We start from the raw sequence: 23,831 nt of genomic DNA, 5'->3' as shown, positions 1-23,831 counted from the left end.
GTGCGCCCTGGGTTTCCAAGCGTTGGGTGTTTTGGCAGCAGCAACCGCCCGTCAGGTATTAGCATGGCTATCAGTGTTTTCGACCTTTTCAAGATAGGTATCGGCCCCTCCAGTTCGCACACGGTTGGACCGATGCGCGCCGCCGCCACATTTGCCCAAGCGCTGCGCGAGCAGGGCCTGCTCCGAAGCACCCAGCGTGTCGAAGTACGCCTGTACGGCTCGCTCTCGGCCACTGGCGTGGGCCATGCGACCGACCGGGCCTGCCTTCTGGGCCTGATGGGACAGTGGCCGGACCGCATCGATCCTGCCAGCATCGACTCGCGCATCGGCCAGGTACTGCAGGAGCACTGCCTGATGGTCGACGGCAGCCATCCCGTGGCGTTCGACTACGCCCGCGACCTGCTGTTGCTCGATGAAAACCTGCCTTATCACCCCAACGCCATGCGCCTGGAGGCGTTCGACGCGCAGACCAGCCTGCTGCACCAGACCTACTATTCGGTGGGCGGCGGCTTCATTGTCGAGGAGGCCGAGCTGACCGCGCCCGCGGGGCTGGCGCCAACCGTCACGCTGCCCTACGAGTTCGACAGCGCAGCCGAGCTGCTGGCGCTGTGCGGCCAGCATGGCCTGAGCGTGGCCCAGATGATGATGGCCAACGAATGCGCCTGGCGACCCGAAGCGCAGGTGCGGGACGGGCTGCTGCGCATCTGGGCTGCCATGCGCGAGTGCGTCGACAATGGGCTGCGCAACGAGGGCGTATTGCCAGGCGGCTTGCAGGTCAAGCGCCGGGCGGCCAAGTTGCACCGCAGCTTGCAAGAGCTGGGCAAGCCCAATGTCATCGGTTCTACCTTGAGCGCCATGGAGTGGGTCAACCTATTCGCCCTGGCTGTCAATGAAGAGAATGCCGCCGGTGGTCGCATGGTCACCGCACCCACCAATGGCGCAGCTGGCATCATCCCGGCCGTGTTGCACTACTTCATGAAATTCAACCCCGGCGCCTGCGATGACGACGTGGTGGATTTCCTCCTGGCGGCTGCGGCGGTGGGCATCCTGTGCAAGAAGAACGCGTCGATTTCCGGCGCCGAGGTGGGCTGCCAGGGCGAGGTGGGCTCGGCGTGCTCGATGGCAGCCGCAGGCCTGGCGCAGCTGCTGGGCGCGACACCGGCGCAACTGGAAAACGCCGCTGAAATCGCCCTGGAGCACAACCTGGGCCTGACCTGTGACCCGGTCGGCGGCCTGGTACAGGTACCTTGCATCGAGCGCAATGCCATCGCCGCGGTCAAGGCGATCAATGCCGTGCAGATGGCGCTGCGCGGTGATGGAGAGCACTTCATTTCCCTGGACCGCGTCATCCGCACCATGCGCGACACCGGGGCGGACATGCACGCCAACTACAAGGAAACCTCTCGCGGCGGCTTGGCCGTTGCGTTCGTCGAGTGTTGAGCACCCTGCGCTTCAGCGCACGGCAGTCGAACCCGTGTTGCTGTGCAGGGCCTGCTTGAATAGGCCCTTGAGTTGTTCGTTGCCCGCGTCGATCAAGTGGTTGTCATCGAAATACAGCGGCCTCCCGTCCTTGGAACCCATGCACCTGCCGTCCGGACACAGGTAGGGCACCGGGTCGACGATACCTGCGTGGCAGCGTTCGGCCGCCGTCTCGATGGCTTCCAGGGCCAGGCGGTTGCGGGCCTGGTACTCGCTGACAGGCGTAACGATGTCGCTGTTCATGCCCAGTAGCCGATGCTGCAGGGTCAGGCCCTTGTACACACTGAACGGCATTTCCGGCACTGGCTTGACGATATACACCGGGCGATTGCGTGCCAGCATGCAGACCGTTTGGGTGTAGGTCTGGATGAACTGCCGTTCGAATGCCGGGCCGCTTTGGTGCTTGTCGCCGTTGAAATAGACGCTGTAGCCACTGTGCCGACGCTGGTCGGTATACAGCGCTGCCCGGCTGAACAGGAACAGGGGGACGCCGGGGTAGTCCGTAGCCAGTTTGGCGAACTTGTCGGCGTTGAAAGCTTTGCAGTGCTGCTCGACGTCCTTGTCGCCCATTTCGAAGTCGATCAGGGTAGGGCAGCCGGCCCGGGCCCAGCCCATGGCCGCGCCGGGGTTTTCCAGCATCAAGGCCGCAGCGGTTGACTGGGCATGACTGTCGCCCAGCAAAAGGGCCGAGATGTCGCCGGTGCCCAACACGCACTGCGAGGCCCCGTACGCGTTGGTGTCGCAGTGCTGTGCGTACAGCTTGCTTTCGTATTCTGGCTTGCCGTCATCCTGGGTCCAGCGCAGTTGCGGGTTGTGCTTGATCGCCGAGGCCACGGCGCCGGCCGTTGCCACCCACACCAGGCCCATGCCCGCGTAGCGGACAAGGCCCAGTACCGGGCGCTTCAGGGCGCGTGTCCTGCTTTCGATCAACCCATAGGATGCCGCGCCCAGCGCAACCGACAACAGCACCGCACAGGTCACCGCGCGCCAGTCGTGTAGTAGCCCGCAGGTATAGAGCAACACCACCAAAGGCCAGTGCCACAGGTAGATCGAATACGACGTCTTGCCCAGAAATGCCAGCGCCCGGTTGCGTGCGAACAGGCTGTTGGCATTGGCGTGGATCACCAACACGGTGCCGATCACCGGCACCAGCGCCAGGTAACCCGGCCAAGTAGCATCGTGGGGCAGCAGTGCCAGGGCGCCTGCAATCAGCGCAAGGCCCAGGCCTTCGCACAGTGCCGCAGCCCTGGGCGAAAGCGCGAGCGGATACAAAAACACCAGCCCCCCAGCGAGCATTTCCCAGGCCCGGGTGGGCAGCAGGAAGAACGATGCGACCGGATGGCCTGGGGTGTAGAGCGCCGAGAACACCAGGGAACCGACACCAAGCGCCAACACAAGGCGCTTGAAGGTTGGCAGTGCAAACACCTTGTGCAGGCCCATCATGATCACTGGGTAAATCAGGTAGAACTGCCACTCCACCGACAGCGACCAGGTGTGCAGCAGCCAGTTTTCCTGAAGCGGTGCGTCGAAATAACTGCCGTCACGGGCGAAATAATGGTTGGACGTGAACAGCAGGCTTTGCTTGCTGGTGCGCAGCAATTCCCGGTAGTCGTCCGTTGCCAGGAAAAAATACCCGAACACTGCCAGGGCGATGCACAACCCCAGCAGGGCCGGAATGATTCGCCTGGCCCTGGCCGCGTAGAAGCCGATCAGCGAGAACTGCTGTTTGTGCAGGCCGCTCACGATGATCCGCGTCATCAGGTAGCCCGAAATCACGAAGAACACATCCACGCCGAGAAACCCGGCCGAGAACCCCGGGATCTTGAAGTGGTACAGCACGACCGATACGACAGCCAACGCACGCAAGGCGTTGATGTTCTTGTGGAACAGCATGGGAGGGGTCCTGATCTGGCCTGGGCCTGGTGGCCCGCTTCCTTTTGGCAGGGTCGGCGTGACCGTGCATTTCAAGGGGCGCACACTACCACATGGCCCTTGGCCTATACCTGAACGTCTTCACCCCAAGGCCTCGCGCAGCCGGTACCACAACATGCCAAGGGCCAGCAGAGGTGAGCGCAACGCTCTGCCGCCGGGGAACGTGAGGTGCGGCACGGCGCTGAACACATCCAGCCCCTTGCTTTGCCCCAGCGCGATGCTTTGGGCGAGCAGCCTGGCCGTCCAGTGTGTGACGTTCAGCCCATGGCCCGAATAACCTTGGGCATAGTAGACGTTGGGGTGATCACGTAGTCGTCCGACCTGCGGGAAGCGGTTGGCAGTGATGCCGATCATGCCGCCCCATTGGTAGTCGATGCGCACTTCGCCCAACTGCGGGAACACCCGCTGTACCTTGGGCCGCATGTACGCGGCGATGTCGCGAGGATCGCGCCCGGAGTAGTGGCAGGCACCGCCGAACAGCAAGCGCCTGTCGGCGGTCAGCCGATAGTAGTCCAGGCCCACTTTTTGATCACACAAGGCCATGTTCTGGGGGATGAGCGACTTCGCGACCGCTTCCTCCAGTGGTTCGGTTGCGACCACGTAGCTGCCCGCCGGCAGCACCTTGCCGCTGAGTCTGGGTTCCAGGCCCTCAAGGTGGGCATTGCAACCGAGTACCAGGCTGGCAGCGCGCACTTTGCCGTGTGCGGTGTGCACCGTTACCGTGGAGCCGTGGTCGATGCGAAGCACGGGGCTCTGTTCAAAGATCTGCACCCCCAGGGACTGCGCCGCTCGAGCTTCGCCCTGCACCAGATCCAGGGGATGTAGGTGCCCTGAGCCCATGTCCACCATGCCGCCTGCGTAGCGGTCGCTGCCCACCACCTCGCGCAGCCGCTCTGCCGGCACCCGGTAGGTGTGCGGCTGGTATCCCAGCGCCGCCAGCTCCTGCTGTTCGGCGCCAAAGGCAGCGAACTGGGCGGGGGTATTGGCCAGCTCGCAGAAGCCCCAGCGCAGGTCGCATTCTATGCCATGGCGGGCGATCCGCTCAGCCACCAGGGTGACCGAGTCGATGCCTGCCTGCTTCAGATACCGCACGCCGTCCTCGCCCACGTACCGGGCGAAGCCGTTGACGTCGTGGCCGATACCACGGATCAGCTGGCCGCCGTTGCGCCCGCTGGCGCCCCAGCCCACGCGCCGGCCTTCGAGCAGCACCACCGACAGGCCGCGCTCGGCGAGTTCCAGCGCAGTGTTGACCCCTGTCAGGCCACCGCCGACGACGCACACATCGGCATCGATGTCGCCCTCCAGGTGCGGGTAGCGGTTGGTATCACGGGCAGTGGCCGCATAGTAGGACGCGGCATGTTCGGCAGGTAAAGTCATGGGGCGTGCTCACTCAGCGATTGGACTTGATCTTGGTCCAGGAGCGCGTCATCAGGCGCATGATCTTCGGACTCTGTGTCGTGGAGATGTACAGCTTGTCCAGCACCTCCTGAGGGGGGTAGACCTCGGGGTTGTTCACCAGCGCCGGGTCCATGAATGCCTTGGCATCGGGGTTGGCATTGGCATAACCGACCGTCGCGCTCACCTTGGCGATGACCTGTGGGTCGAGCAGGTAGTTGATGAAGGCCAGGGCCTGCTCGGGGTTGTTGGCATCCTTGGGGATGGCCAGCAGGTCGAACCACAGGTTGCTGCCCTCCTTGGGGATGCTGTAGGCGATCTTCACGCCATTTTTGGCGTCCGCCGCGCGGTTGGCCGCCTGGAACACATCGCCCGAATAGCCAAACGCGATGCAGATGTTGCCGTTGGCCAGGTCCGATACGTATTTGGAGGAGTGGAAGTACGTGATATAGGGCCGCAGGGCCAGCAGGCGCGCCTCGGCTTTGGGATAGTCCGCTGCGTTTTCGCTGCGCGGGTCCATGCCCAGGTAGTTGAGCATGGCTGGGAACAATTCGTCGGGAGAATCCATGAAGGCCACGCCGCACTGCTTGAGTTTCTTGAGGTTTTCGGGCTCGAACAGCACCGCCCAGGAGTCCACTCGATCGATACCCAATGCTGCCTTGACCTTGTCCACGTTGTAGCCGATGCCGTTGGTCCCCCACAGGTAGGGCACTGCATAGCGGTTACCGGGATCGTTCTGCTCCAGCAATTTGAGCAATTTGGGGTCCAGGTGCTGCCAGTTGGTCAGCTTGCTGCGATCAAGCGGCAGGAAAGCGCCCGCCTGGGCCTGACGGGCCAGGAAGTGGTTGGACGGGACCACCACGTCATAGCCGGTGCGACCGGCCAGCAGCTTGCCTTCGAGGGTCTCGTTGGAGTCGAACACGTCGTACACCACCTTGATACCGGAGCTGGCCTGGAAGTCCGCCAGCGTCGTGTCACCGATATAGTCGGTCCAGTTGTACACGCTCACCGTCGGCGCCGCCTGGCTGGTGGCCGCGAACAACAGGGTGAATGCAGAAGGGATCAGGGCTTTCAGGTAATGCATGACGACACCTCGTTGGCATTGTTGTGGGTGTGCGGTATGGAAGGGCCGCGCTGCGGCCCCTGCAGGGTCAGACGCTCAGCATCAGGAACTCACGCTCCCATGAGCTGATGACGCGCTTGTAGTTCTCATGCTCGGCGCGCTTGACCGCCACGTAGCCTTGCACGAAGGACTTGCCCAGGTACCGTTGGACGGTCTGGCAATCTTCCATGTGTTGCAGCGCATCCTCGATGGTAATCGGCAGGCGCAGGTTGCGCCGTTCGTAGGCCCGGCCCTGGACCGGGGCGCTGGGGTCGATCTGCTCGACCATGCCCAGGTAGCCGCACAGCAGGCTGGCGGCGATGGCCAAGTAAGGGTTGGCGTCTGCGCCCGGCAAGCGGTTTTCCACGCGCATCGACTCGGGTGTGGAGGTGGGTACGCGCAGGCCTGCGGTGCGGTTTTCCTCGCCCCACTCGACGTTGACCGGGGCGGAGGTGTCCGGCAGGAACCGGCGGAACGAGTTGACGTTGGGGGCGAACATCGGCAGCAACTTGGGTATGTACCGTTGCAGGCCGCCGATGTGGTGCAGAAACAACTGGCTCATGCTCCCGTCATCGTTGGCGAACACCGGCTTGCCCGTGGCCACGTCGAGCACGCTTTGGTGCAGGTGCATGGCGCTACCCGGTTCATCGGTGATGGGCTTGGCCATGAACGTGGCCGCCACGTTGTGCTTGAGGGCCGCTTCGCGCATGGTGCGCTTGAATACGGTGATTTGGTCGGCCAGGTCAAGCGCGTCACCGTGACGGAAATTGATTTCCATCTGCGCCGGGCCGTCTTCGTGGATCAGGGTGTCCAGGTCCAGCCCCTGCAGCTCGCACCAGTCATAGACATCCTCGAACAACGGGTCGAACTCGTTGGCAGCGTCGATGGAGAACGATTGGCGCCCACTCTCGGCACGCCCGGAGCGTCCCAGCGGCACCTGCAATGGCAGATCGGGGTCTTCGCAGCGCTGGGTCAAGTAGAACTCCATCTCCGGAGCCACGATGGGTTGCCAGCCTTTATCGGCATACAGTTGCAGCACTTTCTTGAGAACGTTTCTAGGTGACAGCTCGATCGGGTTGCCCTGTTTGTCGAAGGTGTCATGGATCACGATGGCGGTCGGCTCGATAGCCCAGGGGATTTGATACACCGCGCTGGGGTCAGGCCGGCAGATCATGTCGATGTCGGCCGCATCGAGCAGGCTGTAGTAGATATCGTCGTCGACGTAGTCGCCGGTGACGGTCTGTAACAGCACGCTCTCGGGCAGGCGCATGCCGCGTTCGTGCAGGAACTTGGCAGTAGGGGCGATCTTGCCGCGGGCGATGCCGGTCAAGTCGCTGATGACGCATTCGACCTCGGTGATGCGGTGCTCTTTCAGCCAGGCGGACAACTGATCGAAGGGGGCGTTCATACGGACCTCTTGAGGTTATCGGTGAGTGCGCGGCATTACAGGTGAACAGCCATTGGCTTCCCAGTCGACGCGCTGGCGACTATCTTGGTCGCAGTCCCGGCTACGATCTATCCACTTTCTACGCTGTTGAATGCACCATAAGAGTGCACAAAGGATGTCGCGTGAATACCGCAGATGCCTTGCAAGTCCAGGCTTATCACACTCACGATGTGACCGAGCAGGTCCGCGTCACACCTGGGTGGCAGCAGCACTATCGGCAGATGTCGCCGGGTCATTTCAGCGGCGAGCTCCGCTGCCTGGGCCTGGACGGGCTGCAGGTGTACGAAGAACGTCTCAACACCCGCGTGGAACAATTCTTTCGGCCTCCGCAGGGCTCGTTGACCTTCTGCTTCGACCGAAGCGAGAACAACCTGTACCTGCTCAATGAGCATACCCGCAACATCTGGATCACCCCCGAGCACTATCAGGAAGTGGCCGTGGTGTTCGAGCAGGCCTTCCTGCTCAGGCATGGGCTGGACCTGGAACGCCTTCAGGGCTTGTTCATGGTGCCGCTGGGCAGCGGGCAAACGGCGTTGTTCGGCAGTTGGCTGAGCGCCACCCTGACCCACTTGGGACAATCCCAGGGCCGTGTGCAGGGGCAAGCCCTGGCCGAGCAGCTGCTGCACGATTGCCTGTTCATCCTGGACACTGCCTGCCAGCGCTTGCAAGGCGTGGCACTGGGGCAACAGGTTGAGGCGCGGGCCATCATGCGCCGTGTCAGTGAATGGGCCGCCGATTGTCCCGAACAGACGCTTAACCTGGTCGAACTGGCGAGCGTTGCGGGCGTTTCGCTACGCCAGTTGCAGCAGGCGTTCAAAGCCTTCACAGGGATGCCCCCTGCGCAGTGGTTGCGGTTAAGACGCCTGAACGGCGCCCGGCGCGATTTGTTGAATGGGGCCGGCGGCACGGTGGCCGAGGTGGCGATGCAATGGTCGTTCTGGCATTTAGGAAGGTTTTCAAACAGTTACAGGCATTTGTTCAAGGAACTTCCCAGTGACACGTTACGGCGTGCCAAGGCTTGAGCAGCCCTCAAGTTGCGGCATGACAACTCCCAGGTGTTTGGTGCCTGCATCAGGGCGATAAAGTTGCTATCGTGCCGCCCTGATAAACGCCTGAGGTGCCGATGTTCTACCTGCCTTTGCCCAGTGACCAGGCCGACAGCCTCGCCGGCGGCACGTGCGCCGATCCACTGGCCGCTGCCGATGTGCTGCAAGCGGCTGCCGTGCTGTTCGTCCAGCACCTGGCCCGTCAACCCAGGCCGCTCACAGCCGACGCCCAGGAGCGGCGCTTCGCCGAGGTGCTGCGCATTGCCCAGCAGGTCGAGCAGGCAGCGCCCGGGCGCTTTCAGGCGCAGGTACAGCAGCAGTTCGACCGCGAAGCGTTCGCCATGGGCCTGGGCATGCTGGGCGAGAATGGCGTCGCGTTGCTATCGCCTGAGGTCGCCTATTCGCCGGATGAATTGCTGGACGATCAGGGGCAGTGGAACTACCAGTTCGCCGACCTGTATCGCCAGCGCGTCACGCCCCTGCATGCCGTGCACCTGCCGTCGCTTGCCAGTGACCTCAAGCTCAGTGACCAGCAGAACCGCCTGTTGCGTGAGTTTCTCAGCGGGGTGGACGAGTCAGTGGCGGTGCAGGGCTTTGCGGGCACCGGCAAGACCTTTCTGATCCATCAGTTCGCCAGGTTGCTCGATCCGCAGCGCACCTTGCTGCTGGCCTTGACCGAAGGGCAACTGCGCGCGCTGCAGGCGCGGGTAAAGGATGCCGCGGCCTACACGGCCATGACGTTCGGGCAACTGGCCGATGAGCTCTTGAACCGCGACCTGACCCGTACCGGCTGGCGACTGCGTGACCCGTATCGCACCCGGCAGTCCTGGCGCCCGCAGGAGTCGCAGATCGTGCGCTGGCTCGGCTTGCCCGACGTCGGCCCGCTGTCGGCGGTCGACGTGGTGGGTGTGTGCGTACGCGCGGTGCGCGCCTTTTGCCACACCGGCGACGCCCAGATTGGCTTGCACCACTTGCCGTCGTCCGTGCCCGGTATCACGCCGCTGGACCAGCAAGTGCTGCTCGAAACGGCGCGCCTTTACTGGCAGGCGCTGATCCGCCCCCCGGCCAGGGAAATTCAGTTGCCGCTGCGTGATTACCACCGGGTGAAATTGCTTGCCCTGACCGGCTATCTGATCGATGCGCGTTATACCCACGTCATCGTGGACGAAGCCCACGAATTGTCAGCGCCCATGCTCGAGGTGCTCGACCGCAGCCCGCAGTCGGTGATTGCGCTGGGTGACGAGTTGCAGAACCTCAATGGCCTGAGCGCCCACCACGGCGGGTTCATTCGTCAACGCTACATCGACCATTCGTTGCGGGTCGGGCCGGCCATGGACAATGTGCTCAACCCGTTGATTCAGGCGCACCCGGCGGCCATCCAGGCCGCGTTCAGTGGCAGTGCCGAGCATTACACGCGCGTCAGTTTCTTCGACGGCGTGACCGTGCCCGAGCAGCCAACGGCCTTGATCGTCGAGGACGAGTGGGGCCTGTTCGGTTGGTTCCAGCGCCTGACGCACCTTGGGGTCGCGTTCGTGATGCTGCACGGGGCACGCAAGGACTTCGAGCTGTTCGTCGAAGACTGCATCGAGCTGTACCGCCACGGCACCCGGCCCCGGCACCCGATGCTGTTCCGGTACGCCAGCTGGCAGGCGCTGGCCGAGCACAAAGGGGACGACAAGGCGTTCATCGCGGTGGCTTCGATGCTGGGCAAGGGGTATACCGCGCAGCACTTTGCCAAGGCCAAGAGCCGCTATCGCTGGGACAAGGCGCCCAAGCTGTTCCTGGGGCGGGTTCGGGATGTGAGAAACATGGAGTTCGCGCGGGTGATGGTGTCGCCAGAGCTGATGGTGCCGCAACAGGTGACAGGCAATCGCAACGAGCGCGCTCGGTTGCTGGCGGGGTTGTACACGGCGTGTTCCAGGGCTCGACATGAGCTGATCGTGCCGGGTGGGATGCTCGATTGGGTGAAAGATCAGGGGCGGGGGTGATGGAGAGTGAGGGTCAGCCGGGTGGGTAACAATTGCACCTCGGCTGAACGCTGCTCGTTCTTTCAGGCAGGGGGCCCCTGCCTGAAAGGTGCTGCAGCGCCAGGCCCCCGCATTCAGCTTTGACTCTAGATCGGGGGGGCGCGCAGCGGCTTCGCGCGATGTAACACGCGAAGCTAAAACGCCATGACCACAACCCGGCTCTCATGCCAGACAGCGCCTTAGTTGCGATCCAACCACACGGTCTGCACATTGGTGAACTCCCGCACGCCAAAGTGCGACAGTTCACGCCCGAACCCGCTTTTCTTCACACCGCCGAAGGCGACACGGGGGTCGGAGGCGCAGTAGCCATTGATGAATACCGCACCGGTCTCCAGCGCCGACGTCATCCGTTCGGCCAAGGCATAGTCGGCTGTGTAGATGGTCGAAGCCAGGCCAAACTCGCTGTCGTTGGCCAATGCCACGGCATGGTCGGCATCCCGCGCGGTCGTGATCGCCGCAACCGGGCCGAACAATTCCTGCCTGAAGGCTGTCATCTGAGGCGTCACATCACCCAGCACGGTGGGTGCATAGACGTTGGCCACACCTTCGACTTTGTGGCCACCGAGCAACAAAGTAGCCCCTTCGGCAAGGCTGGCCTGCACCTGGCCATCGAGCTCGTCACGCAAATCGTAGCGGGCCATGGGGCCAATATAGGTCGCATCTTCAAGCGGGTTGCCCACTTTCAAGGCCTGCGTGGCTTCCACGAATTTGCGTGTGAAGGCTTCGGCGATACTCTGTTCGACGATAAAGCGCTTGGCGGCCGCGCACACCTGCCCGGTATTCTGATAACGCCCGATCACTGCCGCCTGCACCGCCGCATCCAGATCGGCATCGGCCAGCACAATGAAAGGGTCCGAACCGCCCAGCTCCAGGACGCACTTCTTCAGCGCAGCACCGGCCTGGGCACCGATCGCCATGCCGGCGCGCACGCTGCCGGTCAAGGTCACCGCCGCAATGCGCGGGTCGTTGATGGCGCGTGTCACACCCTCCGGTGTTACGTTGAGCACCTCAAACACACCCTCTGGTACGCCCGCATCCTTGAACAGCTTATCCAGCAGGTAGGCGCTGCCCATCACGTTGGGGGCATGCTTGAGCACGTACGTATTGCCCGCCAGAATCGCAGGTACCGCGCCGCGCAGCACCTGCCAGATGGGGAAGTTCCAGGGCATCACAGCCAGGATCGGGCCCAACGGGCGGTACTCGATACGGGCTTTTTCAACCTGGGTCGCTTCAGGCGCGAGCATCGCGGGGCCGTGCTCGGCGTACCAGCGGCATAGGCCTACGCACTTGCTGACTTCACCCCGTGCCTGCGTAATCGGCTTGCCGATTTCGCGGCTGATCATCTGAGCAAAGGTCTCTGCCTGCGCCTCCAGGACAGTGGCCAGGGCCAGGAGGTGCTCGCTGCGCTGATCGGCCGACAGCCGGCTCCACTGGCCATAGCCGCTCTTGGCCCGCGTTAGCGCCGCCTCGAGCGCGGCATCGGTGTCGAACGGGTAAGCGCCGATCTGTTCGCCGGTGAACGGGTCGAGTGAGATGGCGTGGGTCTGGCTGCTGATCGCATTCATGGCGGAGCACTCTCGCTGTAGTTATGCAGTGGGCTCAGACTAATGGGCTAGGGCTTTAATGAAAACTGAATAATAATGAGTCACTCATTCACGTTTGGAGAAAGCCGTGGACCTGATACAACTTGAGATGTTCAAGGCAGTCGCCGAGCAAGGCAGCATCAGTGCAGCCGCGCAGCATATCCACCGGGTGCCCTCCAACCTGACCACGCGCATCAAGCAACTGGAAGAGGACCTGGGCGTGGACCTGTTCATACGTGAGAAAAGCCGCCTGCGCTTGTCCCCGGCCGGCTGGAACTTCCTGGAGTACACCCGGCGCATCCTCGACCTGGTTCAGGAAGCGCGTAGCACCGTGGCAGGGGAGGACCCACAGGGCACGTTCGCTCTGGGCTCCCTGGAGAGCACTGCGGCGGTGCGCATCCCGGCTGTATTGGCAGCCTACAACCAGCGCTATCCCAAAGTGGACCTGGACCTGTCCACGGGCCCCTCCGGGACCATGCTCGAGGGCGTTCTGTCGGGTCGGCTGGTGGCCGCGTTCATCGACGGGCCGGTCTTGCACCCTACCTTGGAGGGCATGCCGGTTTTCGAAGAAGAGATGGTCATCATCGCGCCCCTCAACCATGCGCCTGTGAACCGGGCGCAAGACGTCAACGGCGAGAATATCTACGCGTTTCGCGCCAACTGCTCCTACCGGCACCATTTTGAAAACTGGTTCGTCAACGATCAGGCCGTCCCACGCAAGATTCACGAAATGGAGTCCTACCACGGCATGCTGGCGTGCGTCAGTGCCGGTGCGGGCTTGGCCATGATGCCGCGCACCATGCTGGAGAACATGCCAGGGTGCAGCACGGTCAGTGCCTGGCCGATGTCTGAAGACTTCCGTTACCTGAAGACCTGGCTGGTCTGGCGCCGTGGGACGGTCTCGCGCAGCCTTTCGACGTTCGTGAATCTACTTGAAGAAAGCATCTCATCATCCTGATTTGAAAAGATTTGAACGATGCTGAGGGCGTTCGGTCTAGGCATCGGTCGCCGGGCTCGATGCATCAGACTGTCACGCTAGAGCCTTGGATATATCAAGCGGTCTAGCACGCTTATCTGCCTAACCCAAGCAGTAAACGGCTAAAAGGATCACGGGAAGTGATAGCAATCTACTTCCAAGTTCCTATACAACTGACCATAATCCGGCAATTATTACATCGTGTGACCGAAACACGAGATTCGGTTACCAAAAATTTCGAGAGGTTAAACCCTGCGCCGTTCGGTCAGCGTTCAGCAAGCTGACGCAACCAACTGACACAGGGTCCATGCCTCCAGTTGTCGCACTTACCATCAGGAGATGTCATAGATGAAATCCCGTATCGCTGCTTCGTTGGCTGCCGCCGTGCTGGCCTTCGCCGGGGCGAACCTGGCCCAGGCTGCCCAGGTTACCGGCGCCGTCGGTGTCACCAGCCAAGGCGACATGACCTACCGTGCAGGCTTGTCCTTCGACTGGGACAAGCAGTGGTTCGAGACCAGTGTCGGCCACCTGACCGGCTACTGGGACGCGGGCTACACCTATTGGGAGGGCGGTGACGCCAGCGGTGCCCACTCGCTGTCCTTCAGCCCGGTGTTCACCTATGAATTCAGCGGCTTCACCTACACCCCCTACATCGAAGCAGGCATCGGTATCGCGGCATTTTCCAAGACCCGGGTCGGCGACCAGCGCATGGGCTCGTCCTTCAACTTCGAAGACCGCATCGGCCTGGGCCTGAAGTTGCCGTCGGAGCAGAAGGTCGGAATCCGCGCCATCCATTACTCCAACGCGGGCATCCGCCAGCCTAACGATGGCATCGAGTCGTACTCGCTGTTCTACAGCAAAGGCTTCTGATGACCAGCCCGGCTCGGCGGCTGCCTGGCCGCCGAGCCGGTCGAGTGCCTGTCAGAAGGTGTAGGCCACCCCGGCCTGCACCGTACGAGGCGCGCCCGGATAGGCGTAGGTGTTGAACGAGCCTTCGTCATAGCCCTTATTGAACAGGTTCTTCACGTCCAGGTTCAGGCGTACGTGCTCGCTGACCTTATAGAAGCTCAGCAGGTCCACCACGCTGTAGCGCTCCATGGTGTAGGTGCTGGTTGCGGTCTGGCCGGCACGGTCATCCACGTATTTCACCCCAACGCCCAACCCGAGCCCCTTGGCCAAACCGTCCTGGAACTCGTAGGTGTTCAGCAGGCTGAAGGTGTTGCGCGGGATATTGGCAAGGCGCGTACCGCTGGGCAGGCTGGTGTCCTTGGTGACTTGGGCATCGACATAGGAATAGCCACCGATGACGCGCCATTCGGGGGTCAGGTTGCCTGCCACGTTGATATCAAGCCCGCGGCTGCGCACCTCACCTGCAGCCACCTTGAAGGTGTTGGTAGGGTCGCTGGGGTCGTTGGCCAGGACGTTTTCCTTGACGATGTGATAGACCGCAGCATCCGCGCTCAGCTGGCCATCGAGCGACGCCCACTTCAACCCCAGCTCATAAGACTTGCCCTTTTCCGGATCGAAGCCGCCTCCGCTGGCGGGCGTGCCGGTGTTGGGCTTGAACGAGCGCGCGGTGTTGGCGTACACCGCCAGGGTATCGGTCAGGTCGTAGATCAGGCCAAAGCGCGGCGTCACGCCATTTTCGCCTTTGCTGAAGTCGCGGTTGGTCGGCATCTTGTCGTCGTAGTCATGCTCGAAGCGCTCCAGGCGTACCCCGGCCAGCGCCTTGAGGCGCTCGGTCAGGGCCACTTGGTCCTGAATGAAGAACGCCCAGGTTTGCAGGTTTTCCTTGTCCCAGGTGGTCGTGCGGGTCAGGGCAGGGCGAGGCTGGCCCAGTAGCGGGTGATAGATATCGATGGGGTAGGTGCCATCGCGCGCCGAGGAGCGCTGGATGATGGAGTTGTAATCGTAGTTCTCGTATTCGACGCCGGTCAGCAAGGTATGGCTGAACGCGCCTGTATCGAAGTGCCCTGTCAGGTTCAGCTGCCAGTCCCGGTCGGTCCACTGCAGCTTGCGCCAGTTGAAGTTGCGCTCCAGGGTGCGACCATCCACCGGGGCCTTGTTGGCTTCCACGGCATTGCCCTGCAGGCTGCCATCGAGGAACTGGAACCCGCCGGCCAGCGTCCAGTCTTCGTTGAGCAGGTGCTCGAAGCGTATCTGGGCCATGTTGTTGTCGTTGTGCAGCAGGTTGTCACTGCCCTTTTCCCAGATGTAGGTGTCCCGCGAGGCGCTGCGCGGTTGGGTAGCGTAGCGGGTCAGGCCGCGATCAAGGGGGTGGTTGTTGCGCATGAAGTCGCCTTCGAACACCACCTTGGTGCTGTCGTTGACCTGCCAGCTCAGTACTGGGGCCACGTCGTAGCGCTCGCCCTGCACATCGTCACGGAAACTGTCGCCGCCTTCGCCCAGCACATTGAGCCGGTAGGCCACAGAGCCGTCCTCGTTTAGCGGCCCGGTGGCATCGAGGGTGGCGCGGTGCATGCCTTGGTCGTCGAACTGACTGCCCAGTGTCACGCTCGGGTCCGACAGGGGTTGCTTGCTGACCACGTTGAAGGTGCCACCCGGATCGCCACGGCCATACAGGCTGCTGGCCGGGCCACGGATGACTTCCAGGCGCTCGACCGTATTGGCGTCTGGCGCATTGGGGTACCCCCGGTTGATCGGGAACCCGTTGCGGTAGAACTCGCCGGTGGTGAAGCCGCGCACCGTGAAAGTGGTAAGGCCTTGGCCGCCGAAGTTGTTGGCGCGGCCGACGCCGCCGGCATAATCGAGCCCGTCCTGCAGACGGGTGGCGCCGGTATCCTGGAGGACATCCTTGGGTACCACGCTGACGGACTGAGGCGTCTCGTGCAGTGCCGTGTCAGTGCGCGTGGCACTGGCCGAGCGGCTGGCCTTGTACCCCTGGACCGGGCCGTCGGCCCGTTCGGCATCGGCACTGCCGGTAATGCTCAAGGCTTGAAGTTCGATTTGCGCGGCGTCGGGCGGGGAGGCCGGATCGGCAAACGCCAGGGGGGAAACGGCATGAAGTACACAAAGCGAGACGAACGTGCGACGCATCGACAGTACGATCCTGAGTAGGGCGCTAGAGTTGGAGGTGTAACCGCGCCGGGAAAATACTACGAATCATTATCAAATGCATCTATTTCGGTTTACACCTGTGCTCTGTTTGCGCAGAGGGGTAGGCGCAGGTCGCTACCCGCCTGTCATCCATTTGGTCAGGCCATTACGGCCGCTTACGCCTAACTTGGCAGCAGCGCGTTTGAGATAGGTTTCCACCGAGCTGTTCTTCACATTCAACCGCCGGGCGAGCTCAGGGACCGTGCAGCCGCTCAGCAGGCCCACGCACACCTCTTGTTCGCGCACCGAGAGCTTGACTGAAGCCTGCATCAGACGTCTGCCGAACGTCTGTTGCAGTCTGCCGACCTCTGCGTCATCCAGCGCCTGGCCAATCACTTCGGCGCCGTCATGATCGAGCAATTGACCGTGATGTTCGACGAGCGGCAGCAGCGTACTGGAGAGGCTCTTGAGCTGCGACAGCTCTGCCAGCGAAAAGCGTCGCTCGCAGGGCAAGCGGTAGGCACTGATCACCCACCGTTTGGTACCGCTGCAGGACACCAGGTGGCATTGATGGGCCGGGCGCAGATTACGCGGATTGCTGCCTTCGGGCGCCTTGAACTCGATGAGCAATGGGTCGTGCATCTGCTCGATCGATTGCAGCAGGGGATGAGGCAAGCGTGAGCCCACCTGCCTTGCATGCACACCGGCGCGGCCGAGCACTTCGACCCGGCTGTCCGTCAACTGCGGTGCATCGAGGGTCCATTCACTGATTTCCAACCCGTCGATGCTGACTTGATCCTGTACCAGGCGAAGCATCTGCTCGGCGAAACAGGCGCCGCCGGTCTGCGCGATCAATTCACCCAGCTGCAGATAGAGATGAGGGTCCGGTCGGTAGTCGGAGCGAGCGTTCAACATCATGTCGATGGGTTCCTGAGGGCCTGCTGTAACTGCGTCTGCCCGCGCAATCACATTGCAATCGGGCAGGGTGTATGGGCGTATTCAAGCCCGCTGACTGGAAGACGTCTGTAGCGGGATTCAGGGACAGAACATGCCAGCAAAAGGTGGTAGGCGCAGATCATCGGATGCGTGGGGAACGCTGGAAAAAGGGCCAAATGCCAGCAAATTGGCGTCAGAAGGGTGGCTCCGCAGGGATAAGCGAAGCCAATACAATATGCCGTGAGCCATCGTCGCCAGCCCCGTGTAGGTAATCTCCTACAAGGATTTCAGCAGCCCACGTTGCTTGCGAGGGTGTCCGGGTTTAATGGGCCATACAGGGCAGGCGCCCGGTGTTTGAATCGCACGCTGACCCCTCAGAAGGACCTGACCGATCATGCCTGCCGCCGACCTTTTCGACCTCACCGTTGCCCAGCGGGATATCTGGCTGGAGCAACTCAGCCAAGGCACATCCCCGCTGTACAACATTGGCGCCTATGTCGCGCTGGAGGGGCAGGTGGACAGGACCAGGCTGACGCTGGCACTGCATCACCTGGCCAGCCTCCACGATGCCTTGCGTACCGTGTGGGTACAGGAGGGTGGCTCGGCGCGGCAGCGTTTCGCCCCCCAGCTGCCCGTGACCTTGATGTGGGACGACCTTCAAGCTGACGCCCACCCGACCGATGCAGCCCTGAACCTTCTCGATGCCTGGATGCGCATGCCCATTGCACTGGAGCAAGGGCCGCTTTGGGAGGCCAGGCTGATCAGGATGGGCCCCCGCGAGCACTTGCTGGCCTTGCGCGCCCACCATCTGGTGCTCGATGGGTGGGGCGTTGACCAGTGGTTCAAGCAACTGGCCGACCTCTACCTCACGCTCGAACATCAACAGGCGCTGCCCGGCAGCGCGCCCTCGTACTGCGCCTTTATCGAAGAGGATGCGCGCTACCTGGCCTCGGCGCGTTATCAGCGTGACCGTGAGTACTGGCTGACCAGGCTTGCCCAACTGCCCGACCCCCTGCTGCGGCCTACCCAACCGGCTTTGTCGCCGGAGGATTCACCGAGCCATGCGCTCGATCTGGCGGTTACGCCTGGCTTGATGCGCAAGCTGCGGGCGCTGGCCGACACCCTGGGCGTGTCGCCGTTGCCGGTGTTGCTGGGGGCACTGCACGTCTGTGTCTGCCGCACTTGGCAGCGCGATCAATGGATGGTCGGCTTGCCGGTACGCAACCGCGCCAACGCACAGTTCAAGGCAACCCTGGGATTGTTCACCCAGGTCAGCCCACTGCGCATGGACTTTGGCAGGAACCTGTCCTTCGCGGACCTGATTCAAGCCATCGTCGCTACGCTCAAGCAGGATTTTCGTCATCAGCGCTACCCGTTGAGCGCGCTCAAACGCGACGTCGCCGCGCAGCAGGAGGGGCGCACGCAGTTGTTCGAGCTGCTGGTGTCCTTCGAAGAAGACAGCAACGCGCTGCAAATCGGCGACGTGGCCGGTGCGACGGTCATGATCTGCAATGGCCATGAACCCTCACCCTTGAGCATCCATTTGCGCTGCAACACCCACGCAGGCACCGCGCGCCTGCACTTGGTGCACAGCCGCGCCTGGTTCAGCGACGAACAGGCCAAAGCCCTCGGCGCACGACTGCTGCATGTGCTGGAGCAGGGCCTGGCCCAACCCCAGGCCCTGGTATCGGCCTTCGACATGCTGACCGCACCCGAGCACCAACGCCTCAGGGCATGGAACATGACGGCCATGTCAGCGGCGCACACGGCGCCCTGCCTGATTCAGCAACGCATCGAGCTGCAAGCCCGCACGCAGCCGGGAGCCCTGGCAGCCTGTTTCGGCGACCAAACCTTGAGTTACGACGAGCTCGATCACCGCGCAAGCGCCTTGGCCCAGCACCTCGCAAGTCTCGGGGTAGGCCCTGAACGGCGCGTGGCAGTGGTCGCCCAGCGAGGGCTGGACACCCTGGTTGGCCTGCTGGCGGTACTCAAGGCAGGCGGTGCTTACGTGCCGGTCGATCCGGCCCATCCGGCAGAGCGCATCGCCTACCTGCTGCAGGACAGCGCTCCGCACGTGGTCCTGACCCTTTCGCGCTTCGCACCGCGCCTGCCCAGGCACGGCAGGCCACAGATCGAACTGGACGACCCGTCGTGGCCGACCGAGCCCGCAGCCACCTTCTCGTTCGCACCGCAAACGCGTACGGATTTGGTCTACATCATCTATACCTCTGGCTCCACCGGCCAACCCAAGGGAGTGATGGTCGAGCAACGCATGCTGGCCAACCTGGTGGACTGGCACTGCACCCAATTCGCGCTTGGCCCAGGCCGCCATCAGTCCAGCGTGGCGGGCTTTGGTTTCGATGCCATGGCCTGGGAGATCTGGCCGGCGCTGTGCAGTGGCGCCACCTTGCACCTGGCACCGGTACGCGAAGGGGCCGAGGATGTACACGCGTTGCTCGCCTGGTGGCGGGCCCAAACGCTTCACGTCAGCTTCTTGCCCACGCCGATTGCGGAGCTCGCCTTCGCCCAGGGGATGCCCCATCCAACGTTGGAAACCCTGCTGGTGGGCGGTGACCGCCTGCGACGACTGGGCCGGGAGCTGACGTGCAAGGTGATCAACAACTATGGCCCGACCGAAGCCACGGTAGTGGCCACGTCGGGGCAGGTGCAGCCGGGTGGGCCATTGCACATCGGCGTTCCGGTCGCCAACACCCAGGTGTATGTGCTGGACGGGCAGGGCCAGTTGCTGCCGCCCGGCGCTGCCGGTGAGCTGTATATCGGTGGCCAAGGGGTGGCCAGGGGCTACTTCAACCAGCCGCAACTGAGCGCCGAGCGCTTCGTTCAAGACCCGTTCAGTAGCGCGCCTGGCGCCCGGCTTTACCGGACCGGTGACTGGGTGCGCTGGCTGTCCGACGGCACGCTTGAGTACCTGGGCCGCAACGACGACCAAGTGAAGATCCGCGGTATGCGGGTGGAGCTTGCGGAGATCGAAGCCGCCTTGAGCCGTCACCCGGCGGTGAACGAAGGCGTGGTCATGCTCCGCGAGGGTCAGTTGCATGCCTGGTTCACGGCGACCGATCCGGTCACGCCCCGGGCCCTGCACGATCACCTGCGCGATAGCCTGCCAGTCGCCCTGTTGCCGGTCGCCTACATGCAGGTCGCCCACTGGCCCTTGACCGCCAATGGCAAGCTCGACCGACGCGCGCTGCCCCCAGCGGATGACACGGCCATGGTGCGGCACGAGCATGAGCCGCCAGAAGGGGAGATGGAGCAACGCCTGGCCGCGCTCTGGGCCCAGTTGCTGCACATCGAGCGCATCGGCCGGCACGACCATTTCTTCGAGCTGGGCGGGCATTCGCTGCTGGCTGTCCAACTGATCGAGGCCATGCGCCAACAAGGCCTGCAGGTCGATGTGCAGGTGCTGTTCGGGCAATCGACCCTGGCAGCGGTCGCCGCCAGCGCCAGGGCCACCGAGTGCGTGCACACCCCACCGCCGTGCATCCCGTTGCAGTGCCAGCGCATCGAGCCGGGCATGCTGCCCCTGGCCACGCTCAGTCAGGCAGCGCTCGACCGCATCGTAGCGAGGGTGCCGGGTGGCGCGGCCAACGTGCAGGAAATCTACCCCTTGGCGCCCTTGCAGCAGGGGCTGCTGTACCACCACCTGACGGACACGGTCGACCCGTACCAGCAACAGGCCTTGTTCTCGTTCGCCACCGAGCAACAGGTGCGCGACTTCGCCGTAGCGTTGCAGCATGTGATGCAGCGCCACGACATCCTGCGCACCAGCCTGGCCTGGGAAGGGCTGGAGACGCCGCACCAGGTGGTCTGGCGCCATGCCCGCCTGCCGGTCGAACGCTGGCAGGGGCCTGAAGGTCAATGGCGTGACCACTACCATCCCGGCCGGCGCCCGCTCAGCCTGGACAAGGCGCCGATGCTGGCACTGGTGTGCATGGATGCACCTGAACAGGGCCGTTGGCTGGCCTTGCTGCGTTTTCACCATCTGGTCAATGACGCGGTGTCCTTGCAGGTGCTACTGGGCGAGCTGGAGGCCTGTATGGCGGGGCGGGGTGCGCAATTGCCAGCGCCAGTGCCGTATCGGGATTACGTGGCGCTCACTAACCGCGCCGAGCGCCAGGCCGCCCACCGGGCATTTTTCACCGAGCAACTGGCGGGGTTGGCGCCGCAGCAGCCGCTGTCGGGCTGGGGCGCAGTGGCGCTCGATCCGGCCGACCTCGAGAACGCCAGCCGTAACCTGCCCGCCGCCACGGTCGCCAGCCTGCGCGCCCTGGCAAGGGCGCATGGCGCCAGCCTTGCGAGCCTGCTGCACCTGGCATGGGCCCATGCACTGGCTAGCCTGAGTGGGCGCGACCAAGTCGTGGTGGGCACGGTATTGCTGGGGCGCAGCATGGCCGGCCCTGGCGCCGACCGGGCGCTGGGGATGTTCATCAACAGCTTGCCGCTGCGCATCAACCTCAATGACTGCACCCCAGCGCAGGCGTTGGTGGATACCCATGCTCGCCTGGCGGCGCTACTGGCCCATGAAGATGCGCCGCTGATCCTGGCCCAGCAATGCAGCGGTCTGCCGGCCGGCAGCGCACTGTTCGACAGCCTGGTGAACTACCGTCAGGGTGCGCTGCCGTTGGGCGAGGTCATGCCGGGTGTCGCGCTGGTCGAAGCCAGTGAAGTGACGAGCCATGGCCTGGTATTGACGGTGGATGACCCGGGAGATCGCCTGCAACTGTCTGTGCGTGCCCCGCGTGCGCTGGGGGCGCAGCGCATGCTGGACTACCTGGGCACGGCGCTCGAACAGATCGGCCAGGCACTATCGGACCCGACATCCGGCATGCTCCAGCAGCTATGCCCGGTGCCTGCACGGGAGCTTGCGTTGATGCTCGAAGGCTTCAACGCCACCGAAGACCCCACCAGCCCTGTTCACCAGACACTGCCGACGCTGTTCGAGGCCCAGGTGCAACGTACCCCCTGCGCCATCGCCCTGCAGGCCGACGGCCAGAGCCTGGACTACCAGACGCTCAACGAACAGGCCAACCGCCTGGCGCACTACCTGATCGGCCTGGGCGTGACACCTGACAGCCGAGTGGCGGTGTGCATCGAGCGAGGTGTCAGCCTGATGATCGCCTTGCTCGGGGTGCTCAAGGCAGGTGGTGCCTACGTGCCGCTGGACCCTGAATACCCGCAAGAGCGGCTGCGCTTCAAGTTGCAGGACTGCAACCCGGTCACGGTGCTGGTGCACGGGGCCACGGCAGGGCTCTTCGCGCCGTTGCAACAGCCCACCCTGAACCTGGACCGCTGTGATCTGACCGAGCGTCCTTGCACCGACCCTCAGGTGCCTGGCCTTGGCCCGCAGCACTTGGCTTACGTGATGTACACCTCAGGTTCGACCGGCACGCCCAAGGGCGTGATGATCGAGCATCGCGGCCTGTGCAACCTGATGCACTGGGGCTCGCTGATCCGGGCACCACGTGCCGGTGACGCCTTGCTGCAACGCGCCCCGTGCACCTTCGACGGTTCGGTCTGGGAGTTGTTCTGGCCGTTGACGGCGGGGGTGCGCCTGGTCCTGGCTCGCCCCGGTGGGCACCGCGACCCTGGCTACCTGGTGGAGCTGATCAAGGCGCAGCAGGTCAGCATCGTCAAGTTCGTCCCGGCGCTGTTGCAGCAGTTCCTCGATCAGCCAGGGGTGCAGGGGTGCACCCGGCTCACCGACATTTTCTGCGGAGGCGGCGATCTTACCCCCGCGTTGCTGCAAAGCCTTCGCGAGCGCTTGCCCTGGGTGTGCGTGCATAACGTGTATGGCCCCACCGAGGCCACTGTCGACAGTACCGCCTGGTCGTTGCCGGCCCATACGCCACTGCCGGTGCAGACACCGCCGATCGGCCGTCCGATCCCCAACACCCGCGTGTATGTACTCGATGAACACGACCGCCCGGTACCGCTGGGCGGCGTAGGCCAGTTGCACATCGGTGGAGTAGGCGTGGCGCGCGGCTATCTGGGCTTGCCTGAGCTTCAGGCCGAACGCTTCATCGCCAGCCCCTTCGTCGACGGCGACCGGGTCTACCGCACAGGCGATCTGGTGCGCTATCGAGAAGACGGCAACCTCGAATTCATGGGCCGCAACGACTTCCAGGTCAAGCTGCGCGGCCTGCGCGTGGAACTTGGAGAGATCGAGGCCTCGCTCACCGCCCACCCGGCCGTTGCGCAGGCGGTGGTGTTGATGCGCGAAGAGCGCCTTGTGGCCTACTTCACGCTGTGCGACGGTCAGCCTGCGCCGGCCCTCGAGGCGCTGCGCGGTCACCTGCTGGCCTGCATGCCGGAGTACATGGTGCCCCAGGCCTTCGTGCGCCTGGCGCAGTTGCCCTTGAGCGCCAACGGCAAGCTGGATCGGCGCGCCTTGCCCGCGCCCGGCGCCGATGCGGTCATCAGCCGCGCCTACCGTGCACCCGAAGGCGAGCTGGAAGCGGCCATGGCGGCCATCTGGGCCGAGTTGCTCAAGATCGAGCAGGTGGGCCGTGACGACAACTTCTTCGAGCTGGGCGGGCATTCATTGCTGGCCGTGAGCCTGGTGGCGCGCCTGCGCCAGGCCGGGCTGCACGTCGATGCCAGGGCGCTGTTCACCCAGCCCACCCTCTCGGGGCTCGCCGCCAGCAGCCAGGCCCAGCCTGAACAGGCCGTCATCCCGCCTACCACCATCCCAAGCCTGGGCAAACGCAGGCGCCTTTGAGGCCAAGCCCGGGGCCCGCCGGCCCCGGCAATCGTTTGCGCGGTTGTCCCCACTTCCCATGTCAGACCGGCCGGTCGCGTTGCTTTAGCGTGTCGGCCATCAACCCTTCCAGGCA

At 63.6% G+C, this 23,831-nt stretch carries 13 protein-coding genes; 6 read left to right on the top strand and 7 right to left on the bottom strand.

Annotation, left to right across the window (positions count from 1 at the left end; all coding sequences use genetic code 11):
- Positions 1-63 precede the first annotated feature (63 nt).
- Positions 64-1,440, top strand: coding sequence for an L-serine ammonia-lyase (locus PFU01S_RS09700; protein ID WP_028687792.1), 1,377 nt, complete (start codon positions 64-66; stop codon positions 1,438-1,440).
- A 12-nt stretch (positions 1,441-1,452) separates the two neighbouring features.
- On the opposite strand, the gene PFU01S_RS09695 is transcribed toward PFU01S_RS09700, so the two are convergent.
- From PFU01S_RS09695 to PFU01S_RS09680, 4 genes are all read right to left on the bottom strand, one after another.
- Positions 1,453-3,372, bottom strand: a complete 1,920-nt coding sequence (locus tag PFU01S_RS09695) for an acyltransferase family protein (RefSeq protein ID WP_033737093.1) — start codon at positions 3,370-3,372, stop codon at positions 1,453-1,455.
- A 120-nt stretch (positions 3,373-3,492) separates the two neighbouring features.
- Positions 3,493-4,788, bottom strand: coding sequence for an NAD(P)/FAD-dependent oxidoreductase (locus PFU01S_RS09690; protein ID WP_028687794.1), 1,296 nt, complete (start codon positions 4,786-4,788; stop codon positions 3,493-3,495).
- A gap of 13 nt (positions 4,789-4,801) precedes the next feature.
- The gene (locus tag PFU01S_RS09685) at positions 4,802-5,890 is read right to left on the bottom strand and encodes a polyamine ABC transporter substrate-binding protein (RefSeq protein WP_028687795.1); all 1,089 of its coding nucleotides are present in this window, start codon (positions 5,888-5,890) and stop codon (positions 4,802-4,804) included.
- Between the two features lie 67 nt (positions 5,891-5,957).
- Positions 5,958-7,316, bottom strand: a complete 1,359-nt coding sequence (locus tag PFU01S_RS09680; RefSeq protein ID WP_027916328.1) for a glutamine synthetase family protein — start codon at positions 7,314-7,316, stop codon at positions 5,958-5,960.
- A gap of 161 nt (positions 7,317-7,477) precedes the next feature.
- Here PFU01S_RS09680 and PFU01S_RS09675 point away from each other — a divergent pair, with 161 nt between their 5' ends.
- Both PFU01S_RS09675 and PFU01S_RS09670 read left to right on the top strand, forming a co-directional pair.
- A complete protein-coding gene (locus PFU01S_RS09675) occupies positions 7,478-8,377 on the top strand; it encodes a helix-turn-helix domain-containing protein (protein ID WP_028687796.1) in 900 nt (299 codons plus the stop codon).
- A 101-nt stretch (positions 8,378-8,478) separates the two neighbouring features.
- The gene (locus tag PFU01S_RS09670; protein ID WP_028687797.1) at positions 8,479-10,389 is read left to right on the top strand and encodes an AAA family ATPase; all 1,911 of its coding nucleotides are present in this window, start codon (positions 8,479-8,481) and stop codon (positions 10,387-10,389) included.
- A 218-nt stretch (positions 10,390-10,607) separates the two neighbouring features.
- Here the strand turns inward: PFU01S_RS09670 and PFU01S_RS09665 are convergent, their stop codons facing one another.
- Entirely contained in the window at positions 10,608-11,993 is a 1,386-nt protein-coding gene (locus PFU01S_RS09665; RefSeq protein ID WP_028687798.1) for an aldehyde dehydrogenase family protein, read from the bottom strand.
- A gap of 106 nt (positions 11,994-12,099) precedes the next feature.
- On the opposite strand from PFU01S_RS09665, the gene ptrR reads away from it, so the two are divergent.
- Both ptrR and PFU01S_RS09655 read left to right on the top strand, forming a co-directional pair.
- The gene (gene ptrR, locus PFU01S_RS09660) at positions 12,100-12,969 is read left to right on the top strand and encodes a putrescine utilization regulator PtrR (protein WP_023535440.1); all 870 of its coding nucleotides are present in this window, start codon (positions 12,100-12,102) and stop codon (positions 12,967-12,969) included.
- A 366-nt stretch (positions 12,970-13,335) separates the two neighbouring features.
- Positions 13,336-13,857 (top strand): acyloxyacyl hydrolase, encoded by a 522-nt coding sequence (locus tag PFU01S_RS09655; protein ID WP_027916324.1) that lies wholly within the window; start codon positions 13,336-13,338, stop codon positions 13,855-13,857.
- A gap of 51 nt (positions 13,858-13,908) precedes the next feature.
- Here the strand turns inward: PFU01S_RS09655 and PFU01S_RS09650 are convergent, their stop codons facing one another.
- Both PFU01S_RS09650 and PFU01S_RS09645 read right to left on the bottom strand, forming a co-directional pair.
- A complete protein-coding gene (locus tag PFU01S_RS09650; protein WP_028687799.1) occupies positions 13,909-16,044 on the bottom strand; it encodes a TonB-dependent siderophore receptor in 2,136 nt (711 codons plus the stop codon).
- Positions 16,045-16,179: 135 nt separating this feature from the next.
- On the bottom strand, positions 16,180-16,962 hold the full coding sequence (locus PFU01S_RS09645; RefSeq protein WP_042139415.1) for a helix-turn-helix transcriptional regulator: 783 nt from the start codon (positions 16,960-16,962) through the stop codon (positions 16,180-16,182).
- Between the two features lie 412 nt (positions 16,963-17,374).
- Between PFU01S_RS09645 and PFU01S_RS09640 the strand changes: the two genes are divergently transcribed.
- Positions 17,375-23,716: a non-ribosomal peptide synthetase gene (locus PFU01S_RS09640; protein ID WP_033737094.1), complete on the top strand. Its 6,342-nt coding sequence runs from the start codon at positions 17,375-17,377 to the stop codon at positions 23,714-23,716.
- The last annotated feature ends 115 nt before the right edge of the window (positions 23,717-23,831 follow it).

Origin of the sequence: Pseudomonas fulva NBRC 16637 = DSM 17717, assembly GCF_000730565.1 — a bacterium.
Taxonomy (GTDB): Bacteria; Pseudomonadota; Gammaproteobacteria; order Pseudomonadales; family Pseudomonadaceae; genus Aquipseudomonas; species Aquipseudomonas fulva.
Note: the sequence above shows the minus strand (reverse complement) of the source record. Positions and strands in the feature narration are given on the sequence as shown.